The sequence below is a fragment of the Aliiglaciecola lipolytica E3 genome, assembly GCF_000314975.1.
In the GTDB taxonomy this organism is placed as follows: Bacteria; Pseudomonadota; Gammaproteobacteria; order Enterobacterales; family Alteromonadaceae; genus Aliiglaciecola; species Aliiglaciecola lipolytica.
The window spans coordinates 1-22,512 of sequence record NZ_BAEN01000004.1; the positions used below are offsets into that span (position 1 = coordinate 1).

Consider the following 22,512-nt stretch of genomic DNA (forward strand, 5'->3'; position numbering starts at 1 on the left):
TTTTTCCTGCGCTTTCTCAACATGAATTTTTGTAGTTCTCGAATTGCCTTTTTTTCGGAAAGCAATAAGAGGAGCATCGTCCTCTTCATTAATAACAAGCTCTGAAAAACTGAATTGCAGAAGTTTAGCAAACTGAAGTAGTTTGTTCGGACGCGGAAAGGATTTTTCTTTAAACCACTGAGATACTGCTTCTTTAGAAACCCCTAATCGCTCAGCTACAGCAGTTTGGGATAACCCTGAAGCATCCATTGCTTTGGCTGCGTTTTTAATGTTGAGTCTTTTTTTCATGCGCGACGTATATATGTGGCATTATTTATAGTCAAGTTTTGTCAAGTTAAAATGCAACATAATTCAGAAAACTCATTCAGCACCTACGCCTTTAAATTGTCTTTGTAGTGGCAGCATAAACCCGTATTCCTTTTTAAGTAGTAGCATTACACTTTTAAACGGGGGTTCCATTGAAATGAAAAATAGCCTCGAAAATGCAGTGGGTGTTGCCTTATAAAAGGTTAACTTTTCAGAAAGCTAAGATAAAAACTGATTTAATCCACTAAACCCATCGTAAAAACACCTAACAAAGTGCACCAAATGACCATCTCTTCACTGCTGAACACCAAAAGATAACGATTACCCTTACTTCGAAGGTCTATATCTTTAATGTCCGTAAAGTAATGATAAATAAGTACTCTATCAAACTTGTGTGCAAAAAAAATAACACTTACATATTCCCTCCGCTATCAGAGAAAAATAAGATGCAGGATATTGATTATTATCAGTTTTATTAAAATCGTAATTATTACACCTTTCAGTTTTAATCTTTTACTAGACACAAAAATTAGTTATCACGCACATTCAGAAGTTAATTTTCAATCATTAAATTAACAAATATTTAAAAAACAGTTGAAATTACATACAAAAAGGGATAACGTTTACCTATCGCGATTTATATTAACTCATTATTAACTAAAAAGAGAATCGATATGACTACACATAAATTCAACCGGAGCCTCGTATGTATTGCGGTCTCGGCATCACTTACCATTTCAGTTTCGGCATTTGCCCAAGAAAACGAAGAAACTAAAAACCAAGAAAAAGAGGGAATTGAGCAAATTGTTGTCACTGGCTCTGTCGCTGGACGTTCTCAAATTGAATCGGCGATCTCGGTAACCAGCATAGATGATGAAGTTATCAGAAACTTTAAACCCAACTCAGAAGTCGAAATGTTTAGATTATTACCGGGCATACAAGCTAATGGCAACAATGGACCTGGAGGAAATGCGAATATTGCAGTGCGTGGCTTACCGGTTGCGACCGGCGGCTCCCCTTTTGTACAGATTCAGGAAGATGGCCTACCTACGGTCTTATTTGGTGATATGCAATTCGGTAATAATGACTACTGGACAAAATTTGATGCCTCAGTCGCTCGCCTTGAATCAGTGAGAGGCGGAACAGCAACAACTTTCGCGTCTCAGGCTCCAGGCGCAATAATAAATTATATTTCGCATACCGGTGAAGTTGAGGGCGGCTTTATCAACCTGACAACCGGGCTTGGATACGACGAGAAAAGAGTCGATTTTAGATATGGTGGGGAAGCTTCGGATTCCGTCTTATATCATGTCGGTGGTTACGTGAAAAATGGTCGTGGGCCTTTGGACCCTGGCTTTGTCACTTCTGATAGCACCCAAGTAAAAGGTAACTTGACTAAGTATTTAGATGACGACGAAAGCTATATTCGTTTCAACTTTAAAGCTGCTGATACACAGGAGCCTTTTTACACGGGGTCTTTAGCACTTGCTGACATTAACGGCAATAAGATTTCTAATCTACGCCCTTATCCGACAATGGACGGACGTACTGATAGTAATTTATCAGCACTGAATCAAACTTTCTTGATTGTTAATCGTGACGGTGCCGTTGAACGAGTGGGTATGTCTGGTATATCTACACAAGCATTAGCTATTGGTAGTGAAGTACATTACGTTCTAGAAGACGATATTATTATAGACAATAAAATGCGATGGACTGATATGAGCGGCTCTTTTAACGAACCCTTCCATGGACCTACACTTACATCAAATGTATTAGGCTCAACAGTCAATGGAGCAGTAGTTGGCTCTATTCAATATGCAAATGGGCAACAACAGGGGCAAGATTACGACTTACCGTATATTGATACAAACACTAATGTATCTACTCAAATGAACGACGTCGGAAGCTTAGTTAATGACTTAACTATTTCAAAAGAGTTCGATTTAGATGGGAATGCACTAGCAGTACGTGGCGGCTATTTTTATATGAATCAAAAAATAGCGATGACTTGGCATACAAATCGAAACTTTCGCGCTGCTGGTGTTAATAGGCCTGCCCAACTGGATCTGTTTGACGTAGATGGTAATCAACTAACCGCTAATGGCCTCGCAGGTTTTAATGATAACTGGGGAGCTTGTTGTTCTCGCGATTATGACCTCGACTATACAAACACTGCGCCTTATATTGCGCTTGATTTTGAAACAGATGACTTCATTCTAGATGGGAGTGTCCGCCGTGATACCGTTGATGCGAGTGGTTTTGCAATTCAAAGCTCTGGAGAAGCGTTTGTAACTATAGTTGATGACGTTGAAATACCTACTTTATTGCCCGATGGCAATCAAGAAAACTTAGACTACAGTGTGAGCTATACATCTTGGACGTTTGGTGGATTATACAAATTTAATGAGGACACCAGTTTCTTTACACGCGCTTCGAAAGGTAATCGCTTCAACGCCGACCGCCAAACTGTTTCTGGCAAAATAAATCCTGATGGTTCACTCACTGAAGCAGGTCAAGTCGCAGCGGTCGATGAGGTGAATCAGTATGAGATTGGTGTAAAAAATAGAGGAGAGCTGCTCGGAGGCACTTATACAGCAGAGTTGACTTTATTAAAGGGTGATTTTACTCAATCAAACTTTGAGCCAACTAGCACACCAGCCTGCCCTAATGGAGGATGTGTTTTAGATAATGAATACCGAACAACGGGGTTTGAGTTTTATGGGACCTATAGTTTTGATAGCTTATACGTTATTGCAAATGCAACTTATACAGATGCAGAGCAACGCGCGGCTGGTGCGAGTGAATGGCAAGTCGCTAACGACATCCCTGAGATGACTTATGCAATTAATGCGTCGTATGACTTACTAGAATCATGGTCTGTTGGCCTTAATATGTCAGGTCAATATGGCAGCCGAAATGGCGCCGGTGTCGAAACTGAAAACAAACCTATTTTTGGTGGCAACGTGACCTACTATCTTAATGAAAGGTTACAGTTTTCTATTATAGGACAAAACTTAACTGACGAATTTACGGTAAGAGGCTTAAACGGTATCGTAGATGAACCAAATGGAGTGATTACAGCGTCTCCAGTTCTGGGCAGAAACCTACAGGCATCTGTCCGCTTAAACTTCTAAACATTTCGAGGTGTGTGTGCCCGTTGTTGCAATGCGACGGTTGGGGCGGTACATTTGTGCCGCCTCTTTTTAATCTAATGATGTACCAGAATATGCAATTTTTGAATATTATTAGCGAATCGTTAGCACGACACAACAGCGAACAAGCTATGAGCATGTTAATGACCGAACGTTCCAAGTATTTGGATAATCCCCTATTTTGGCAGTTGCTAGCAGAATCGCAGCAACAAGAGCAACAGTATTCGAATGCATTTGATAGTTGGAAAAAAGCCCTCTCAATTGAACCCAGTAACCCACGTTTTCTATTCTCCGTTGCAAAATTATCACTGCAATGTGGTCTACCATCTTCGCAGCTTTTTGCAGAATTGTTAGAAAAAGACAAATTCAATGAGGAATTATTGATTGGTTATGCTCATGCACTGGCATTAGAGCAAGAACATGATTATGCTTTGAAGGCTCTGTCACTGCACTTTTCGCAAAAAAAACCGAGTAAAAACATCTTAAAGCTTCACGCCGATATATTGCTACTTCAATCGGGTGATGCGGCTCTGATAGATTTTTATAAACTAAAAATCAGAGAAAAAATAGAAATAGATTTCTGCTATGAGCAACTTATCAATCATGCCTTGCTTAAACAGAATTTTGAACACGCTTTTGTATTAATTGACTCAGCCTGCAAGGCCGTGGGTCGAAAAAAGCAAGACCCCTTTCTGATCAAAAAAGCAATTACGCTTAGCGAACAAAAGTTAGACCGGGAGGCTTTTAAAGCGTTCTCGGCATTGGAACATTGTAAAAGTGTTGAGAAAGACATGGCCATTATGCGAATGAGTTTACGCTTGAATCAGCTAGATAGTGCTTCGGCTATCTGCATGCATTACACACAAAATGGTTTTGCCAGCACATTCATACCTTACCTCAGTTTAATATGGCGACTTCAAAAAAGTGGCTATCAGGATTGGTTAGAGAAAAGCAATCAATTCATACGAAGTTATGAGGTAGGTCTAAAGGAACAACATATTAACGAACTCGTTGATTTAATGACGCATTTGCACAGTGCTTCGAATCCTTATTTAGAGCAATCAGTCCGCAAGGGTACGCAAACAGATTTGTTACTCTTTGCTCGCCAAGAAAAAGCAATACAAGACCTAGTAGCACTTATTAAGCCAAAAATAATGGATTACATTCGTGATTTACCACCGCATGATGCAACTCACCCTTTATTAGGGCGCAAGAGAGATAGCGCGTTAAATGGCAACATTAAATTTTCAGGGAGTTGGTCTGTGAAGCTTGTTAAAAAAGGTCACAACGTTTCGCATACTCATCCTAAAGGATGGATCAGTGCAGTGTTATATCTGAAGGTTCCTAACAAAAATCAATTGGGACCAGCACCCAATGGCTTTTTGCAATTTGGTACCCCTCCGCGTAATTTGCAACTAGAGCTCGAGCATTACCATCAGGAGGCACCTCAGCCCGGAAAGCTAGTATTATTTCCTTCAACGACTTGGCACCAAACACAACCGTTTAATGATGGCGAGCGAATTGTAATAGCATTTGACGTCAAACCACCAGGAATCCAAACATGAGCCCACAAAATCCGATACAAAAAATTGTGATAGTTGGAGGAGGTACTGCCGGTTGGATGACCGCCGCTGCGCTTTCAAATTCTCTTTTAAAAGGGGTATCAATCACTTTAATTGAATCTGAAGATATCGGCACAGTCGGTGTTGGCGAGGCTACCATACCGCCCATCAAAACGTTTAATAATACTTTAGGGATCAGTGAGAATGAATTTTTAAAGAATACGCATGGTTCGTTCAAACTTGGTATCGAATTTGTAAATTGGGGAAAGCTTAACAATCGCTATTTTCATCCATTTGGACAGTACGGACGCCAATTTGATATTGTCAATGTTCATCAACATTGGTTAGCTGCTGAACAATCTGGCACTGCACATCCGTTGGATGAATACTGTATGGCTTGGGCTGCCGCTAAACAACGCCGATTTTCTCCGCCACAGCCTGACCCACGAAATGTCTTATCAACATATGAGTACGCCTATCATTTTGATGCAGGCGCGTACGCAATGTTTTTAAGAAAGTATTCAGAACAACGAAACGTGAAAAGAATAGAAGGTAAGATAAAACACAGCCAGCTTAATCCTAATTCAGGATTTGTCGACGCCGTTGTATTAGATAACGATCAACTAATCAAAGGGGAGTTATTTATTGATTGTTCTGGTTTTAGGGGCTTATTGATTGAACAAGCGTTAAAGACAGGTTATGAAGATATGTCTGAATATCTGCCGTGTAATAGCGCTTGGGCAGTGCCATGTGAACTTAAAGACTTCACACCCTATACTCGTTCAACAGCTCATACAGCAGGTTGGCAATGGAGAATACCATTGCAACATAGAACTGGTAATGGTCATGTGTTTAGCAATGAGTTTATATCAGAACAAGAGGCATTAGACACTTTGATGCAAAATCTTGATGGTGAACCATTAGCTGACCCTCGGTTATTAAAATTTACAACGGGAAGACGAAAACGGTTTTGGAATAAAAATGTAGTGGCAATCGGCTTATCAAGTGGCTTCTTGGAGCCATTGGAATCGACCAGCATTCATTTGATCCAAGCAGGCATTGCCAAATTACTCGCGCTGTTTCCAACAACAGATTTTGACCAACATGTTATTGATGAGTACAACCGGATCGCAATTAATGAATTCGAAGCGATTAGAGATTTTTTAATTTTACATTATAAGTTAACTGAGCGAGACGACTCGGAAATGTGGCGATATTGTAAGAACATGCCTATCCCAGAAACCCTAGAAAGTAAATTGCTGCACTTTGAGAGCTTTGGAAGAGTGATAAAAGGAGAAATGGATTTATTTGCTGATGCTAGTTGGCTAGCCGTTTATATTGGTCAAGGATTGCGTCCAAAACAACGTGATCCGTTAATGTCTTATCGCAACAGTGAGGGTGATGTTTGGCTAAGTAAACTGCACCAAGCATTACACCAAGCTGCCCAACAACTTCCGAGTCATGCAGACTATATTACTAAACACTGTCGATCCGACATAAATTTTATGTCGTAGTTAGTAATATTACATTCTCTCAATCACCGATTGGCGACGTATCAAGCTTGGCGTATATTTACGTTGAATAGTCGGATCGATGGTTTGCTGCTGAGCAGACTGTATTGCGATAGTTGCAGCAGCTTGGGCCATCATTGAAATAGGATACCGCATAGTTGTTAGTTGAGGCCTTGCATCTCGCGCATACACTACATCATCAAAGCCGACTACAGATACATCTCTAGGTATATGCATACCTTGGTCAAGCATAAAGTTCATTGCTCCAACAGCCATCGCATCATTATAAGTAACTAAGGCCGTAAATTTGGTCCCACGCGCCATTAGTGATTCAACAGCTTGTGCCCCGCCTTCATGAAAAGGCGGCGCGTACGCAATTGCACTATTAGGTAATTTAACGTTGTGACGAGTCAGACAAGATTTGACTCCTTTCAAGCGTAATTGTGGGTCGTCAATCTCAAAGTCACTATTGATGTAAGCAAACTCGCGATGTCCCATCGAAAAAAGATACTCCACAACCAATTCACTTCCCATTCTGTTGTCTAACCACACGCACCGTTCCTCTAAACCTGGTACGAGTCGATTGATCAGAACCAGTCCGGGGCAGAGTTCAGAGTATTTTAATAAATCTTCATCACTAATGACTTTAGAATGAAGCACCATCGCACTGACTCTGTGATCTAACAAATGTTCTATTGCAAGCTTTTCCTTTGTTACATCGTTGTGGCCCGAAGTAATAAAGGTTTGCAGGCCCATTGATTGACATAATTTTTCTATGTGATGCGCAAAAGTTGCCATAAAAGGATCGAGTATTTCAGGAACTAAAACACCTAGTGAGGTAAATTTATTGGTGACAAATGCCCTTGCGGCAAGGTTTGGTCTATAACCCAGTTCATCCATAATACGCTGAACATGAGCGCGTTTTGCGGGCCCTACTTTCGGGCCATTGTTAATAACGCGAGAAACGGTTGCTTGGGAAACATTAGCCGCTTTTGCAATATCTTTAATTGTTACCATTTCAGAGTGCAAACTACATTTGTATTGAATTTAACTGATAGTAGCTCATAAAGTGCTTTACAGTCAAAGGGAAAACGATTACCCTAATCCAAATGTTAACAAACCGTCAATAATATGTTTGAACTATCCAATGACCCACATCGCCGATACAACCCACTACTAGGTGAGTGGGTACTTGTATCTCCACATCGAGCAAAGCGCCCTTGGCAAGGTCAAAACGAAGCTGAAGATACATCGTCAAATCAACCTTATGACGAGACGTGTTATTTGTGTCCTGGAAATATGAGAATAAATGGTGAGCAAAATGAGGAATACCATACTACATATGTGTTTGCCAATGATTTTGCAGCATTAAAACCCAACACCCCGTTTGGTGAACAGCACGATGGATTGTTTACAAGCCAGTCAGTTCAAGGGGAGTCACATGTCATCTGCTTTAGTCCTGACCATAGCAAATCCATGGCTCAGTTATCTGAGAACGAAATTGTCGCAGTAATTAATACTTGGCAAGATTTACTAGAAAAACTATCGGTTAAGTATCCTTGGGTTCAGATTTTTGAAAATAAGGGCGCTGTAATGGGATGCTCGAACCCACATCCGCATGGTCAGGTGTGGGCACAATCCCAAGTACCTTCATTAGCTTTGCGCACTGGAAAACAGTTATTGCAATATTATGCGAAAGAGCAAAGAGCGCTATTATTGGATTACGCTGAACAAGAACTTGCTCGCGACGAGAGAGTGGTATGTACTAACAAGGATTGGGTGGTTGTAGTGCCCTATTGGGCAGCATGGCCTTTTGAAACCCTGCTGTTACCTCGTTTCCCCGTGCAGCATTTGCACAACTTAACGGTGCAACAGAGCAACTCGTTAGCCGCAATTTTGAGTCAAATCACGATCAAATACGACAACCTATTTAATACTTCCTTTCCTTATTCAATGGGTTGGCACGGTCAAGTATTTGATGGTGAAGAGCACCCAGAGTGGACTTTGCATGGGCACTTTTATCCACCTTTGTTGCGCTCCGCCACGGTTAAAAAATTTATGGTGGGGTATGAAATGCTTGGAGAGCCTCAAAGGGATATTACACCTGAACAAGCCGCAGCATTACTAAAAAATCAGTCAAGCACTCATTACCGAATGGCAAGGGAAATGCGATGAATAAAACTACATACTCGGCATTTGCAAAACATTTTAGTCATTTGCCACAAGTCACCGCTTTTGCACCTGGCAGAGTAAACCTCATTGGTGAGCACACTGATTACAATCAGGGATTTGTCTTTCCGGTAGCACTAAACAAAGGAACCTATGTACAATTGTCTCTTCGTGATGATATGCAAGTCATCGCAATAGCAAAAGACATGGACAATCAAAAAAACAGGTTTTATCTGAACGACATACAATTTGATAACGATATGCCTTGGGCAAATTATGTTCGTGGTGTGTTTAAGCTGATTAATCAGCATACGCAGCGAATTAGCGGTGTGAATATTTATATTTACGGTGACCAACCACAAGGCGCTGGTTTAAGTTCTTCTGCGTCTATGACTGTAGCCCTTATCAAAGGTCTTGTCGATTTGTTTGGTCTAGAAATGGATGGTAAGGAGGCTGCAAAAATTGCGCAAGCAACTGAGAACAAATTTGTCGGCTGTGCGTGTGGCATTATGGATCACCTCATCAGTGCTTTAGGAAAGAAAAATAAAGCACTCAAACTTGATTGTCGCAACCTCTCCGTAGAATATGGCAAAATTCCTGACAGCCTTGAACTCATGGTGTTCAATTCAAATGTTAAACGTTCCTTAGTTAGCAGTGAATACAACATTCGACGCGAACAATGTGAGTCAGCGGCGCTCAAACTCAACACAAGCTCACTACGCGATGTAACTATTGAGATGCTCGAGTCCAAGCAAGATGCGTTGACAGATGTAGAATTTCGAAGAGCGAGACACATTGTTAGTGAAAACATACGTGTTGAAAAACTATATTTGGCTTTTCGGGATAATAATCTTGCAGAAATATCGCAATTGATAAGAGCTTCCCACGTTTCTATGCGAGATGACTTTGAAATAACTATTCCCGAAATAGATACCTTAGTCGAGATTATCAACGATGCACTACCTATTGTAGGTGGAGCTCGCATGACGGGCGGAGGGTTTGGAGGGTGCGTTATAGCACTTGTGCCCAAAAGTGAAGTCGCGCGAGTAGCGAAAGTAGTAACCAAAAAGTACCCGCAAATAGTCAACATACAACCAACTATTTATAATTTTACTGTCGAAAACGGCGCATTTAATTTTAACAATCACAAGGTTCAGGAGGCGTTATGAATCGCTACTTTTTAAAGACCATTTTTATCGGCTTTGCAATACTGCTCAACACGGCAAGTTGGGCGGACACACAAAGTATTTCAGAGTATAGGTTATCGTCGCCTAATGAAACGATTGACGTTGTAGTAAAAGTTAAGGAGGGAGTGACTTATTCGGTTGAATTTAAGGGGCAAACTATCCTCGATTTTTCCGAAGTTGACCTGTTTGTGGAGGGTTATCCTTCACTTTCTAAAAATACAAACGTTATTAACGCCTCTACTGATAACAATAGAGCAACTGTTTACCCCGAAGTGAGAGTAAAGTCTGCGCAAATTGACGATCATTACAATCAACTATCATTGCAGTTTGATAACAAAATGACCTTGCGATTTAGAGCATATGACAACGGCGTAGGCTATCAATTTGTAACTGATATAGATGGTTCTATAAAAGTGATTGACGAACTTGCTGAATTTAATTTTGCATCAGGTACCACAACCTATTTCCCTGAAGAAGAAGGTTTTTACTCCCATAATGAGCGCAGTTATCTACTTGAACCAATAAGCGACATTAAATCTCGATTAGGCAGCACTCCAACCTTAGTCAACTCTTCCCCTGCGAAGGTCCTGATTACCGAAACTGCACTTAGGGATTATGCAGGTATGTGGTTAACTGGCAACGGAAAAAATGGTCTGAAAGGTACTTTCCCTGAGTTGCCCACAAAAGTTGTTATGGGCGAGGCTCCTTGGGAAGATAGGAATGAGCCAGTCGCAGAGCGTGCAGATTTTCTAGCAATAACGGACGGTTCGCGAGAGTTTCCTTGGCGCGTGTTAGCAATAGCTGAAAATGATATTGATTTGTTGAGCAATCAACTAACTTACCAAATGGCGATACCTAATCAAATTGGTGACACAAGTTGGATAAAACCAGGAAAAGTAGCTTGGGATTGGTATAACGCCAATAATTTACATGGTGTTGACTTTGAGGCAGGTTTAAACACAGAAACGTATAAATTTTACATAGACTTCGCAGCAGACAATGGTATCGAGTATGTCATTTTAGATGAAGGTTGGTACCCATTAGGTGATCTTATGGGAACAGTAGAAGGATTTGACGTACCCGCCATCATGGCTCATGCCAAAAAGAGAGATGTGGGCATTATTTTATGGACAACTTGGCTAACATTAAGAGATCAATTTGATGAAGCAATGGACCGTTTTGTGGAACTTGGAGCTGTGGGCATCAAGCCTGATTTCTTCCAACGTGACGATCAAGAGATGGTCAATTTTTATTGGAAAATAGCCGATGAAGCTGCTAAACGCAAATTGTTAGTTGACCCTCATGGTTCATACAAACCAGCGGGCTTACGTCGAGCATACCCCAATATTATTACGCGTGAAGGGGTTAAGGGCTTAGAGTGGAACAAGTGGAGCTATGATTCAACGCCCGAACATAACACTACACTTCCATTTATCAGAATGGTAGCAGGTCCAATGGACTATACGCCGGGAGCTATGTCTAATGCTATTGGGCCGGCTGCATGGGAAGCAATATCCTACAGCGGAAAAGCCAGTGACCATCAGGATTTTAGTATTAGATTCACTCGTCCTATGAGCCAAACTACAAGAGCGCATCAAGTAGCCCTGTTTACACTGTTTGAAAGCCCCTTACAGATGATGGCTGATTCGCCGAGTCAGTATAAAAAAGAGCAAACCACAGCCTCTTTCATTGCCAAAGTTCCAACGGTTTGGGATGCTACTATTCCAATTGCAGGAAAAATAGGTGACTTCGTAGCGATCGCTCGCCAGTCTGGAGACAAGTGGTTTTTAGGAGCGATTACCGACGAATTTGCGAGAGAGTTAAACGTTGACTTGCAATTCTTAGGCAAAGGCAAATACTCTGTTGAGATTTTCAGAGATGGTGTAAATGCTAAAAAATGGGCCGAAGATTACGCAATAGAAAAACGCATTGTCACATCTAAAGATACATTGGCTTTGGAGCTAGCTCCAGGTGGCGGTTATTCTGCTCGTTTCGAGCCGATAAAATAGATTACCGGTTACAATAATTAAAAGAGGTAGACATGCTAACCACTCTCGATTTCGCGATATTAGCTGCATATGTCCTAGGTCTGGTAGCTTTGGGCTCTTGGATATCGCTAAGAGCCAAAAAAACACAAAGTAGTACCGTTGATTATTTTTTGGCGGATAAAGCCTTGCCTTGGTGGGCAATAGGTGCATCATTAATTGCGTCTAATATTTCAGCTGAGCAAATCATTGGTATGTCAGGATCTGGATACGCTATTGGTTTGGCTATTGCGTCTTATGAGTGGATGGCAGCAATAACGTTGCTAATAGTGGCAAAGTATATGCTACCTATTTTTATTAAAAATAATATCTTAACAATGCCGCAGTACTTAGAACAACGTTATGACTCCCGAGTGAGAACGGTCATGGCGTTGTTCTGGTTAGCAGTATATGTGTTTGTTAATTTGACAGCCATTTTGTGGCTAGGTGGCTTAGCCATTGAAACAGTGACCGGCGTAAGCGCAACAGCCGGAATGATTTTTCTTGCAGTATTTTCTCTTGCATATTCACTGTACGGCGGTCTAAAAGTAGTCGCATACACTGATATTATTCAAGTGACATTGTTAGTTTTTGGTGGTCTATTCTTATCATACTTGGCCCTCAATTCACTGGCCGATGAGCAAGGAGTAATTGCCGGTTTCAAGGTGCTAAGTAATGAGCTACCTGGTCATTTTGATATGATATTGAATTCCGATCACCCCCATTACATGAGCCTTCCGGGCATTTCAGTCTTGGTGGGTGGTTTATGGGTAATGAACTTTAGTTACTGGGGATTCAATCAGTACATTATTCAAAGAGCTCTAGCGGCCAAGAATATAAAAGAGGCTCAAAAAGGCATCGTATTTGCTGCATTTTTAAAAGTACTAATGCCTCTTATAGTTGTACTCCCCGGTATTATTGCTGTCATTAAGTTTCCTGATTTGAGTTCACCTGACCAAGCTTATCCGTCGATGATGGGGATTATGCCAGCGGGCATTAAAGGCTTAGTTTTTGCAGCGCTAGTTGCTGCTATAGTGTCGTCTATCGCCTCTATGACGAATAGTATTGCGACTATTTTCACCATGGACATTTACCAGCATTTCACTAAACAGAAATCACAAAGTCACTATGTGCGTATTGGACGAGCAGTTTCGTTTTTATCATTGTGCGTCGCACTTGTTATAGCTAAACCATTACTTGGTAAGTTTGATCAAGCTTTCCAATATATTCAAGAATTTACAGGCTTTTTCACACCAGGCATCGTGGTAATTTTCTTACTCGGCATGTTCTGGAAACGCACCAACGCAAATGGCGCTTTATTTGCTGCGATAGGTTCAGCTCTTTTTTCAGTGCTACTTAAGGTATTTTGGCCAGAATTGCCGTTTATGGACAGAGTAGGTCTTGTATTTTTAATTTGCTTAGCCTTGTGTGCAGGCATCTCATTATTGGGAAGTAGCCACAGCAAAGCCACCGTTGACATAAAAGAAATTAATTTTTCAACTACAACCGCGTTTAATTTAGCGAGCGCGATTGTGATATTGATTTTGATTTTTCTGTATACCATTTGGTGGTGAATTACTTTTTGTATTTTAAAAAACAGTGGCTGGGTAAAGCAGTCATGATGTTGTTTAAGGGGTAGCGCTACGAATTCGAAAAAACGGTCTTAAATAGCAAACATAACGATCGCCATCAGGAAAAAGGGTTTGGAAATTTGTAAATGTGCAAAAGGACGCACCACTTACGTTATTTTATTTAGCTGTTAGTTGACCAAATAATTAGCTAATTGCTTTGGTTTACTTTCAGCAAAGGAATGCACATGCTACTTGTTACCAAAAAATGTTACCGGTGGCAAATTTGATTTTTATTATGGGGTGTCACCATCTGACCACTCCGACCCTTTGTTTTCGGCGGCGAGACTAGACACAGATTTTAAGACGTAATCGTTTCCTATGAAGTTTTAAGAGTGGCAGAACAAGCGGAAACGTGATGTATAAAAACTAGCAGCCTTTGCCCAAAAGACACCTGTATGTGACTGTATTCCACCGCTTTGCTTGCTTATGTGAAGCAGCAGTAGAATATTTCGCCGCATTAATATAATATTGACCACAGCGGCAAGGTTTCAGCACCATTAAACTGATATTAAAAACTACTCGCTCCCATTGAAAAGCGTACTTTGCTTATACTTATCAATCAAAAAGCGGATAAGAACACCTAATATAGTCGCTATCGGTACAGCAACGAGTAAAGCTAAAAAACTAAACAAGCTACCAAAAACAGACAGTGAAATAATGAGCCAAACAGGATGCAAGCCAACAGAATTGCCTACCAACTTGGGCGTTATAACATTACCTTCTGCCGCCTGACCCACTGTAAAGATTTCCAGCACTATTGCAATCGAAGTCCAATCGTTACAAAACTGAAACGAGTACGAAACGAATTAAAGCTATTTGCTAATCCTTGCTACAGCTGTCTTTTTGACTAGTTTGGTTTGTTGAAATGTCAAATTGTAGAAGTTTTGTACGACATGTTAGTTTTCGATGTCATTTAATAGATAGGCCAATGGTACAGGAAATGGGTACTTGGAACGCGAATGCCCACAACATGTAATAGCGTTTTTCCTAGCTCTTGCAGTAAATGACCCCTATGCTCCAAATTCGAGGTCGCACTGAACGAAGAAGCTATTGTCGCGCTGTTTCTCATGAGGCGCTCGTCAAGGCGGAAATTGCAATTCTTTCGCTGAACTGGGATATATTTTGTCAAAATGTGCCAATATCTTTTTGATCACGCGAGGTTCTATTATGCAGGCAATTGTACTCGAGGGGCGTTATTAGGAGCGAAAACGCAAAAAAATTGGGGCAGATTAAGTCTTGGTGGCGCGATAATAGCGGCTAACTTACCAATAAAGCCCAAAGTATTAAAAAATACGTGGTTGGTCCCGTCTCGATATAGCGTTTTCAATTCAAAGAATACATTTACACGGTCAGTCATGCTTGAACGCTGATCGCTGGGCGGCTGATATAGCGACATAGCCTTTCTAATTTATCGGGTTCATCGGTATTGGCGAATACCTCCCCAGAGGTATTGACTAACTGTCCTACTCGCCTTAATTGCTTGCCGATAGGGCTTGTAGTGTAAACATTTTTTGTCCTTTTGAGGACTCATAGCGATGCGGCAGCTGGCAGATGCACCTTGTAATTGGAGCAGGCTATCTTCATCATCTGCAGGCAAGTTGAGCAAGCTATTTTCCATATCTCGCTCTAACAATCCCACTTTCTCTAAATATTGAGCAATTCGCTGACTGATAGTATCCACTAGTTCGACCATGTCGCTATGAGATGCTGCTCACGTGCCCGCTCTTTGGGCAATGATTCGAGTAGAAGTCTTGCCACCCCATGGGTTTTCGCTTATTGCGCCTTCCAAGAACAGCATCTGAAAATGGATGTTTAGATTCAGGGCACTGCACAAACGTTAAATTAGCGTAATAACCCCTCGTTTTTGCTTGTTTATTGGAAAAGCCCGCTTGACTAAGTTTACGGTAAAGCCATGATAGTAATGTTCGACCAATTGTTAAAGCAAGGTAGTTTCTGGTCGATGACGTTTGTATTGTTCACTCTGTCGTATTGCCGGCACATTCGTTCATCTTTGAATTTTATGCAGGCAAGTGTGGCAAAAAGAGACGTAATTAACGACTGCCTGAACGGTCGGTTTGCCGATAGGCCGAAATAAGTGCAAAAGATCCTGACACTTTTGTTCTGGCATAGAATGCTCATTCAAATTTGAACGGCGTACGACAGCAATTGCCGTTTACTTGCCTGGCAATGCTAAAGATAAAGACCTCAGTTCTAGCAAAAAATGACAACTAAATTCTAAAAATAGATCCGTCCGGCAACTTGGGCTTTGCAGTCATTCCACCGATATAATATTTTTTGAAAGGTTCAGCTCAAACCTGCCATCTGTTGCGAAAAACGGATGTATGTGCACGCGCTCCTTAAATTGTGGTTCCAACCTCAGAGTGCAAAGCGGTAAAAATGTTGAGTAGTTCCAAACATTAATTTGTTATGCTTTTTGAGATAGTACGATTTAACTTTCTTCAGTTCCAAATTTTATGAAATTGAGGGAAGCGAATAGGCTCAATGCGAAAAGGAATTCTGCCGCTTTTAGTTTCAAACATTAATTAGATCGCACACTGAGTGCTCTAAAAAGTTGATAGTTTGCGTGCCGTGCGCAACGACCATGATTCATTTATTTCTTCTTCGCTCAATAGCTTTTTATCTGGGTGCTCAAGAAAATAAAGTGATGCTGTTAATTCTTTTAGAGATTTGCGTTTCCACTGCATCGTGGGGTTCTAGGGATTTTCCCCTCTAAAGTAACATAAACCGCTATAACCCTCGCGTTTAATGGCTTGCGGAGCTGGGTTACTTTCCTTGTTAGACTTCATTTTCAACAATAGGTCTAGTTATTTCCTGTAAATCAGGTAGTTTGCGGTTGCTAGCGAACTGATAAGTGCCGCTCAGATTAATATTCTGCCATGCAACGGGTGATACTTGTCGAGTTATTGCTGCTTTTTCCTCGTCACCAACTTCTTCAAAGTGCAATAATAGATGACTTAGGATCATCGAGTTAAAGTATATGATAGCATTTGCCGTCAAACGGGCACACTCGTTCCAGATGACTATTTCTGATTCGTTTTTCCCACGGAATTGGTCACGATTGACCGATGCAATAGCTCGCCTGAGGAAATGCCAGGCTTCGCCTCGGTTCAGTGCTCGTTGAACATATTGGCGCAGACTTGCATCATCAATATAATCAAGTAAATATTGGGCTTTGATGAGCCTATTATATTCCGTTAATGCCTGTAATATAGGGTGCCCAGATGGATAACCAGATAATTTGCGTACTAGCAGTGCCTGTGTTGTGCGTTTTTCTTGAAGGGATAGAACGATACGCTGAATATCCTGCCAGCCTTCCTCAATCACATTCATTTTTATCGGCTTTTTCAGCGTCAGGTGCGTGTTTCCGTCGTCGGTTTCAGTTACGTTAAATAGGTCATTGATCACACTGGTGAACTGAGCATACCTAGGCGCAAAACTATAACCGCATAAATCCAATAAGGCATAGTTAACATGATTAACACCATGGGTGTCGGTTGAGAGTACGTCAGGCTTAAGATCACTAGTATTAGATTGTAGTAAGTCATAAATATAATGGGACTCATGCTCATTAGAGCCAATGATACGGGCATTTAACGCACTATGGTTGGCAACTAACGTCATGGCCGTAATACCTTTGTTGGTGCCGAAGTATTTCGAGGAATAGCGAGTTTTAAAAGTCTCAAGGTGAGTTTCAAACTTTTGCCCATCGGTACTGGCGTGTAGGACATCTTCTTGGATATGATAGTGGCGGAAAATAGGGAGTGCCGCTACTGCGTTATTGATGATATCACTAGCATCTTGCAAGGTTTCAGGCCTAATATAATTAGCTTGTATAGTGCTTAGATGCTCATAACTGCGATCAGATATTTGTGCCATCCCATATACGCCGCGATGTGTCGCATTCGCAATTAGAATAGCCAATAAATCATCCTGATTGGCGTCTACTTGTTTTTGTATTGGCAGCACGTGTGCGAAGCATTGCATAAAGTTGGTTTCTTGTTCAACATAACGCAATACATCAGCAATACTGACGGGCATCATCTGTTTAAAGAAAGGGTTGTTGACAAGTGATTGGGAGCCTTTAACTGGCAGCCGCCATCGTGTGCCACTTCGGCTCTTCATGATCACGTTGCGGTTATCACCATTATCAATGTGACGAGCAACATCTTCTAGGGATGTTGTTAGGCGTATTTGTTTTGCTTGCAGTAGCCCTTGAATCGGCTGCTTTAGCTTTTCCAATGTCGATGATGCCAATAGATCAGACTGTATTGACGATGCAATTAAGTCGTCTTCTAGCGCACGATATTTAGTGACGTTTGATAAGTAAATTCGACCATTAAGCCGAGAAGTCAGTTGTCGGTAAAGCAACCATTCATATCGCTGTGGATGAACAACATCGTTGTTGAGTAACCATGGACGATGTTTTTGTTGGATAAGTGTACTATCCATTGTTTGTAATGTATTACCTGCTAATAGTTCTGTTTTTGTGGTTCTGAGCTGGGTCACTAATGCTTCTGAGCCTTTACCTGCTTGGCATTCAATACATAGAAACACGGGCCTTAATAACTGCTCTATTAACCCTTTTTGATCATCATAATATTGCCATTGATATTCTTCTACCGTGCGTTTTTGCTTTTTTAAGTACAGGCATAGCGTTTCTATATCTTGGTTATTCATTACACTTAATGCTTGTTGCCTAACCGTCGCAAATGGTTGATGATCGTCGATACTGTCATCAACAAACAGATGCAGTAATTCTGCTGCTTTGGTGACATTGTCCGCAGCGGACCTCCATGAATCAAACACTGCCTGTTGGGCAAACGCATGCGCAGCTTCTTGTTGTTTCCGGATATGATGAATAAAACCATCAGTCAGTCGCTCTAGGCATTGCCGTATGCGTTGAGTCAGAAAACACAGCAACCATAGGTGTTGCTGTGGACGCTTAAAGCGTTTTAGTTTACTGCCATAATAATCCACCATTTCACCGAAGTGTTGTTGGTTTTTAGACGATAAGGCTAAGTCCTTAACAGCATCATCAATCTGTCTTGTATAAGGCTGTAACTGATGATACACCGTCAGTTCTTTTTTTAGCTCTGTCACCATAACGCTTTTTGCACCGGCTCGAAGCTGGCTTAAGGAGAGCCCATCTTTGTCATCGATAATAGTATTTAGAAATCCGTGTAGTTCAGATGAAACATGAATACGAAGTTTATTATTTAACGCCTTCTTGACCTGTTGGATAACACGACTGATAAGCTTTTGTACGACAGTATATTTAGGGATGGCAATTCTATGCGTTGCTAGATATTCAGCGGCTGCATCAAATAGATAACGAGGCTCAAGCCAAGCTTTGCCGACGATAACAAGATGATCGTGCAACGGCGCAAAGTGCAGACTTTCTTCCCATTTCTGATAGTTTAGTAACCTCAGTATTCTTTGATAAATACGGTCACGCTGCATCTTATTTATGCTGAAAGGCCTGATCCCTTTGCCTCCTTGAACTTGCGTTGAAATAAACTGCATATCGTCAAAGATGAGGTTAAAGCTAGGTGAAAGAATGACAGGCTTAGACTTAAAATACCCTAATAACGCAATGAAATAGCATCGGTGGCTCCTTTGGCGAATGCTTTTCGACTCTGTTAACTCGATCTCGTTTGGCGTAAAATACAATCGTTGTTGTTCAAGTGATAATAGCGGCGGAGAATATAGATCAAGCTGCTCAGCTTTGGTAAGAATTGAGAGTTCGTTTTTTATAGCCATAGGAATTACGTTAAGTTTAAGGGGTTGTTAACCTCATAATTTGCCATACTTTGGAGAAGTAACCCACCTTTGTATGCCTTTAAATATAGTGAGTATGGCGGTTTATGTTACTTTAGAGGGGAAAATCCCTAGAACCCCGATCAAGAATAATTTCAATACCTCAAAATCTAAATGGTAATCATTATCATTATCATTATCGGTTAAGGTAGGGTTCTTAAATTTATTATTGTCAAAAACTCAAGATAGGCGCTTATGCGAGTATTTATGATTTCAAGTTGTTTGTTATTTAGCTGCTTAGCAAAAGCAGTTCCGACCGATCTGGATAAATTGGTTAATCGGTGGGTTCAACTTGAGCAGCAAATTAGCACACTAAACGCCAATTGGAGAGAGAGGAAACCCCTTCTAGAGCAACAGTTGCAATTGTTAAAAGCAGAAAATAAAACCTTAAGTGCAATGATGCAAGATGACACTACTCATAATGATGAAATTGACGAGCGTCGATTAGCATTATTGTCACAACAAACCGAACTAGAAAAAACTCAAAATAGGTTATCTAGTCAATTGGAAAAAGTGCAACAACTATTGATTGGAATTTATCCTCAACTTCCACCTCCGCTCCAGCAGCAATGGGAAACAGAATTGTTGGTGTTGGATTCTTTATCCGAAAACGGTGAGCGTCTGGAAAAGCAACTTTATTTATTGGATAGCATGCAAAAGTACAATCAACGCATTGTTACTCATCAAACTAGCATGACCTTTGAAAATCACATGGAAGTGCAAGTAGAACAAGTGTTTTTAGGAACTTCAAGGGGGTGGTATGTGAGTCTAGACGGGCGATTTTGGGGAAGTGGGCATAGTTCTCCTAGCGGTTGGGTTTGGCAAGCACAACCTACGAGCGTGAATGCTGATGCATTACTCGATTTTGTAACAGCCATTAAAAATGTGAATCAAGCTAAGCTTGTGAGCCTGCCAATAGTGCTAGGAAGTAAACAATATGAGAATTAAAATTACCAGTTGTTTAATTCTCATGTACGTTCTTTTGAGTAATACGGCAATTGCTCAAGATGCGGTTTCTAAAAGTTTACTTGTAGATATTCAAAACGCTCAACAACGTTTGAATAAATTAGAAGAAAACATTGCCAATGAAACTCGGAGTCTTGCTGAAGAAATCCAAAAACAGCAAAATCAAGTGCTGTCTCTTCGCCAAAAAGTAGCTGTCAAACGCAGGGTACTGGATGACCAAACCTTGGCATTATCAAAAATAGAATCGCGGGTAAATGAATGGCAACGCCAAGAAAATTACCAGCAAAATATGTTGATTGACATTGCGCAACGAAACGGTCTGTCGGGTGAACAATTAGCATCAATGACTACTGGGCTTGGAGATTCCCAAAGTTACTTGACTACATTAGCTATACAGCAACGAAACTCACTTAATTTAGATTGGACAGAGCAACGCATTTTGCTCAGTAATGGCCAATATCAAAATGCCAAAGTGTTGCAAGCAGGGCCAGTAAAATGGTTTCTATTGCCACAAAGTAAGCAAACTGGTTTGCTAGATAGTGAAAACAAAGTTCAACTAAATTTCAATGCCGATATCAGTCAACAACTACTTTCTCTTTTTGAAACTAAGCGTGGGCTTATCACCTTCGATCCTACCCTTGGCAATGTGGTCAAAAAGCAACAACAACAAGAAAGTCCTGCTCAGCACTTATTGCGCGGAGGAGTCTGGGTTATTCCTATTATTGGGTTTGGTTTTTTCGCATTAATGATTGGTATCGCTAAGAGTGTGCAATTGTATCGATTGCCAAAACTCCAACCCATGTTGGCCGAAAGAATAGAATTATTGCAGGCATCAGCTAATGCTTCAGACCAATTAAGTAACTTATCTAAAAACTTAAAAGGAGCGCAAAAACAACTCGTTGAAATTACGTTGGATTGCAGCGTCGGGGAAAAACGCGATAACAGGCTTTTAGCGTTTTTACTTGAATATAGGCAAAGGCTTCAGTCGAATTTAGGCGCAGTGGCAATTACGGCATCAGTTGCTCCCCTTATCGGTTTACTTGGCACCGTATCGGGCATGATAGAAACCTTTAAGATGATGAGTTTATTCGGCACTGGTGATCCAACTATTGTCTCTGGAGGCATATCCAAAGCACTAATTACAACTGAGTTGGGTTTGGTTGTCGCAATACCTGCATTGGTGATTCATGCCTTGTTAAATCGCTTTATCCGTAATCACAACACGCAGCTAGATGCCACAGCCATCAAACTTGGCAAAGTCTCTACACAAAACCCGCCCGCAAATGAACTTCAAGAGCAGGCGGCATAACGTGAACAGGAAACAATTATGAATCCCACTCAACAAGTTTTAGCTAACCCAATTATTTGGATGATCTTAGGCTTAGCTTTGGTCAGTTATAGCGTGTTATTGCATTTAATTTTCAGCCGCAACAGCAGTGAAGAAAGTCAAATGAAAACAACGGGCTGGTTACAGACATTACCAGCAATGCTTAGCGCACTGCCTTTACTTGGGTTATTGGGCACGATTATCGGACTATTACAAACATTTGGGCAAATGGCTGCTGGCGGTATAGACGTACAGCAATTGCTAAGTAGTTCTATCGCCGACGCTATGTTAACAACCGAAGTTGGATTACTCATGGTCATTCCTGGTTGGGTAATGTTATCCGCTTTGCAACGAAAACAGCAAAATATGCAATTGCGCATTCAGGCACAACACTCTCAGCAATTGGAACCACAATTTACGGAGTTACAAGGTGCGCAGTAAGTTAGAGCAACAACTTGCTCAGCCGCAACAAAATATTGACTTGTCGCCGCTGTTAGATGTGGTGTTCATTCTTTTGATTTTCTTTATTGTCACTACGGTCTTTGTGCGGGAAACAGGGATTGAAGTAGATAAACCGCAAGCGGTTTCCAGTGAACAACTTCAGCAGAATGTTATTTTAATTGCCATTAGTGACTCAGGTGACGTGGTATATGACAACGCTAATATTGGTGTTGCAGGCGTACTCTCGACTGTATCGCAATTACTAGGTGAGCAAAATAAATCGGTGGTCATTCAAGCTGATAAAAGCGTGCCAACCGAACTATTGGTGAAGGTGATTGATCAGGCTAAATTGGCCGGAGCAAGGCAGGTAAATATAGCAACTCAGGGATCCTAAT

At 41.1% G+C, this 22,512-nt stretch carries 16 protein-coding genes and 1 pseudogene; 11 read left to right on the forward strand and 6 right to left on the reverse strand.

All coding sequences use genetic code 11. The annotated features are described in order from the left end of the window. On the reverse strand, positions 1 to 288 hold a 288-nt coding region (locus GLIP_RS00340; RefSeq protein ID WP_040521507.1), incomplete at its 3' end, for a helix-turn-helix domain-containing protein. 692 nt (positions 289 to 980) lie between these two features. Here GLIP_RS00340 and GLIP_RS00345 point away from each other — a divergent pair. The 3 genes from GLIP_RS00345 to GLIP_RS00355 are packed head-to-tail and all read left to right on the forward strand — an operon-like array spanning position 981 to position 6,537. Then, positions 981 to 3,443, forward strand: a complete 2,463-nt coding sequence (locus GLIP_RS00345; protein ID WP_008842542.1) for a TonB-dependent receptor — start codon at positions 981 to 983, stop codon at positions 3,441 to 3,443. Positions 3,444 to 3,466: 23 nt separating this feature from the next. Beyond that, the gene (locus tag GLIP_RS21190; protein WP_008842543.1) at positions 3,467 to 5,026 is read left to right on the forward strand and encodes a putative 2OG-Fe(II) oxygenase; all 1,560 of its coding nucleotides are present in this window, start codon (positions 3,467 to 3,469) and stop codon (positions 5,024 to 5,026) included. Beyond that, positions 5,023 to 6,537: a tryptophan halogenase family protein gene (locus GLIP_RS00355; RefSeq protein ID WP_008842544.1), complete on the forward strand. Its 1,515-nt coding sequence runs from the start codon at positions 5,023 to 5,025 to the stop codon at positions 6,535 to 6,537. The genes GLIP_RS21190 and GLIP_RS00355 overlap by 4 nt, the downstream gene beginning before the upstream one ends. A gap of 9 nt (positions 6,538 to 6,546) precedes the next feature. Here GLIP_RS00355 and GLIP_RS00360 read toward each other — a convergent pair whose 3' ends face one another. Then, positions 6,547 to 7,551: a LacI family DNA-binding transcriptional regulator gene (locus GLIP_RS00360; protein ID WP_008842545.1), complete on the reverse strand. Its 1,005-nt coding sequence runs from the start codon at positions 7,549 to 7,551 to the stop codon at positions 6,547 to 6,549. Positions 7,552 to 7,665: 114 nt separating this feature from the next. Here GLIP_RS00360 and GLIP_RS00365 point away from each other — a divergent pair, with 114 nt between their 5' ends. Genes GLIP_RS00365 through GLIP_RS00380 form a run of 4 tightly spaced genes read left to right on the forward strand, consistent with a single transcriptional unit; the run spans position 7,666 to position 13,488 of the window. Further along, a complete protein-coding gene (locus GLIP_RS00365) occupies positions 7,666 to 8,709 on the forward strand; it encodes a UDP-glucose--hexose-1-phosphate uridylyltransferase (RefSeq protein WP_008842546.1) in 1,044 nt (347 codons plus the stop codon). Then, the gene (galK, locus tag GLIP_RS00370; protein WP_008842547.1) at positions 8,706 to 9,872 is read left to right on the forward strand and encodes a galactokinase; all 1,167 of its coding nucleotides are present in this window, start codon (positions 8,706 to 8,708) and stop codon (positions 9,870 to 9,872) included. Before GLIP_RS00365 ends, galK begins: the two co-directional genes overlap by 4 nt. Further along, positions 9,869 to 11,899, forward strand: coding sequence for a glycoside hydrolase family 97 protein (locus GLIP_RS00375; protein ID WP_008842548.1), 2,031 nt, complete (start codon positions 9,869 to 9,871; stop codon positions 11,897 to 11,899). Before galK ends, GLIP_RS00375 begins: the two co-directional genes overlap by 4 nt. A gap of 32 nt (positions 11,900 to 11,931) precedes the next feature. Further along, complete coding sequence (locus GLIP_RS00380) at positions 11,932 to 13,488, forward strand: sodium/sugar symporter (protein ID WP_008842549.1); 1,557 nt, start codon at positions 11,932 to 11,934, stop codon at positions 13,486 to 13,488. A gap of 572 nt (positions 13,489 to 14,060) precedes the next feature. Here GLIP_RS00380 and GLIP_RS00385 read toward each other — a convergent pair. The 4 genes and pseudogenes from GLIP_RS00385 to GLIP_RS00395 form a co-directional block, all read right to left on the reverse strand. Then, positions 14,061 to 14,318: pseudogene (locus GLIP_RS00385) on the reverse strand (AI-2E family transporter); the annotation flags it as partial. Positions 14,319 to 14,710: 392 nt separating this feature from the next. Beyond that, positions 14,711 to 14,941 carry a transposase gene (locus GLIP_RS22180; RefSeq protein WP_052154909.1) on the reverse strand — a complete coding sequence of 77 codons (231 nt, stop codon included), beginning with the start codon at positions 14,939 to 14,941 and terminating at the stop codon, positions 14,711 to 14,713. Positions 14,942 to 14,962: 21 nt separating this feature from the next. Continuing rightward, positions 14,963 to 15,226 carry a hypothetical protein gene (locus GLIP_RS22185; RefSeq protein WP_226992156.1) on the reverse strand — a complete coding sequence of 88 codons (264 nt, stop codon included), beginning with the start codon at positions 15,224 to 15,226 and terminating at the stop codon, positions 14,963 to 14,965. A gap of 1,115 nt (positions 15,227 to 16,341) precedes the next feature. Beyond that, positions 16,342 to 19,326 (reverse strand): Tn3 family transposase, encoded by a 2,985-nt coding sequence (locus GLIP_RS00395; RefSeq protein WP_008842555.1) that lies wholly within the window; start codon positions 19,324 to 19,326, stop codon positions 16,342 to 16,344. A 264-nt stretch (positions 19,327 to 19,590) separates the two neighbouring features. On the opposite strand from GLIP_RS00395, the gene GLIP_RS00400 reads away from it, so the two are divergent. Genes GLIP_RS00400 through GLIP_RS00415 form a run of 4 tightly spaced genes read left to right on the forward strand, consistent with a single transcriptional unit; the run spans position 19,591 to position 22,511 of the window. Further along, entirely contained in the window at positions 19,591 to 20,331 is a 741-nt protein-coding gene (locus GLIP_RS00400; RefSeq protein WP_226992157.1) for a DUF3450 family protein, read from the forward strand. After that, on the forward strand, positions 20,321 to 21,658 hold the full coding sequence (locus GLIP_RS00405) for a MotA/TolQ/ExbB proton channel family protein (RefSeq protein ID WP_008842557.1): 1,338 nt from the start codon (positions 20,321 to 20,323) through the stop codon (positions 21,656 to 21,658). Before GLIP_RS00400 ends, GLIP_RS00405 begins: the two co-directional genes overlap by 11 nt. An 18-nt stretch (positions 21,659 to 21,676) precedes the next feature. Further along, entirely contained in the window at positions 21,677 to 22,117 is a 441-nt protein-coding gene (locus GLIP_RS00410) for a MotA/TolQ/ExbB proton channel family protein (protein WP_008842558.1), read from the forward strand. Beyond that, positions 22,107 to 22,511, forward strand: coding sequence for an ExbD/TolR family protein (locus tag GLIP_RS00415; protein WP_008842559.1), 405 nt, complete (start codon positions 22,107 to 22,109; stop codon positions 22,509 to 22,511). The genes GLIP_RS00410 and GLIP_RS00415 overlap by 11 nt, the downstream gene beginning before the upstream one ends. The last annotated feature ends 1 nt before the right edge of the window (position 22,512 follow it).

What these genes read in the sequence shown, in the direction of transcription:
- GLIP_RS22180 (WP_052154909.1), bottom strand. Translation starts at nt 14,941, where the DNA reads ATGTCGCTATATCAGCCGCCCAGCGATCAGCGTTCAAGCATGACTGAC.
- GLIP_RS00380 (WP_008842549.1), top strand. Translation starts at nt 11,932, where the DNA reads ATGCTAACCACTCTCGATTTCGCGATATTAGCTGCATATGTCCTAGGT.
- GLIP_RS00395 (WP_008842555.1), bottom strand. Translation starts at nt 19,326, where the DNA reads ATGGCTATAAAAAACGAACTCTCAATTCTTACCAAAGCTGAGCAGCTT.
- GLIP_RS00365 (WP_008842546.1), top strand. Translation starts at nt 7,666, where the DNA reads ATGTTTGAACTATCCAATGACCCACATCGCCGATACAACCCACTACTA.
- GLIP_RS00345 (WP_008842542.1), top strand. Translation starts at nt 981, where the DNA reads ATGACTACACATAAATTCAACCGGAGCCTCGTATGTATTGCGGTCTCG.
- GLIP_RS00360 (WP_008842545.1), bottom strand. Translation starts at nt 7,551, where the DNA reads ATGGTAACAATTAAAGATATTGCAAAAGCGGCTAATGTTTCCCAAGCA.
- GLIP_RS00410 (WP_008842558.1), top strand. Translation starts at nt 21,677, where the DNA reads ATGAATCCCACTCAACAAGTTTTAGCTAACCCAATTATTTGGATGATC.
- GLIP_RS00405 (WP_008842557.1), top strand. Translation starts at nt 20,321, where the DNA reads ATGAGAATTAAAATTACCAGTTGTTTAATTCTCATGTACGTTCTTTTG.
- GLIP_RS00355 (WP_008842544.1), top strand. Translation starts at nt 5,023, where the DNA reads ATGAGCCCACAAAATCCGATACAAAAAATTGTGATAGTTGGAGGAGGT.
- GLIP_RS00375 (WP_008842548.1), top strand. Translation starts at nt 9,869, where the DNA reads ATGAATCGCTACTTTTTAAAGACCATTTTTATCGGCTTTGCAATACTG.
- GLIP_RS00400 (WP_226992157.1), top strand. Translation starts at nt 19,591, where the DNA reads ATGATTTCAAGTTGTTTGTTATTTAGCTGCTTAGCAAAAGCAGTTCCG.
- galK (WP_008842547.1), top strand. Translation starts at nt 8,706, where the DNA reads ATGAATAAAACTACATACTCGGCATTTGCAAAACATTTTAGTCATTTG.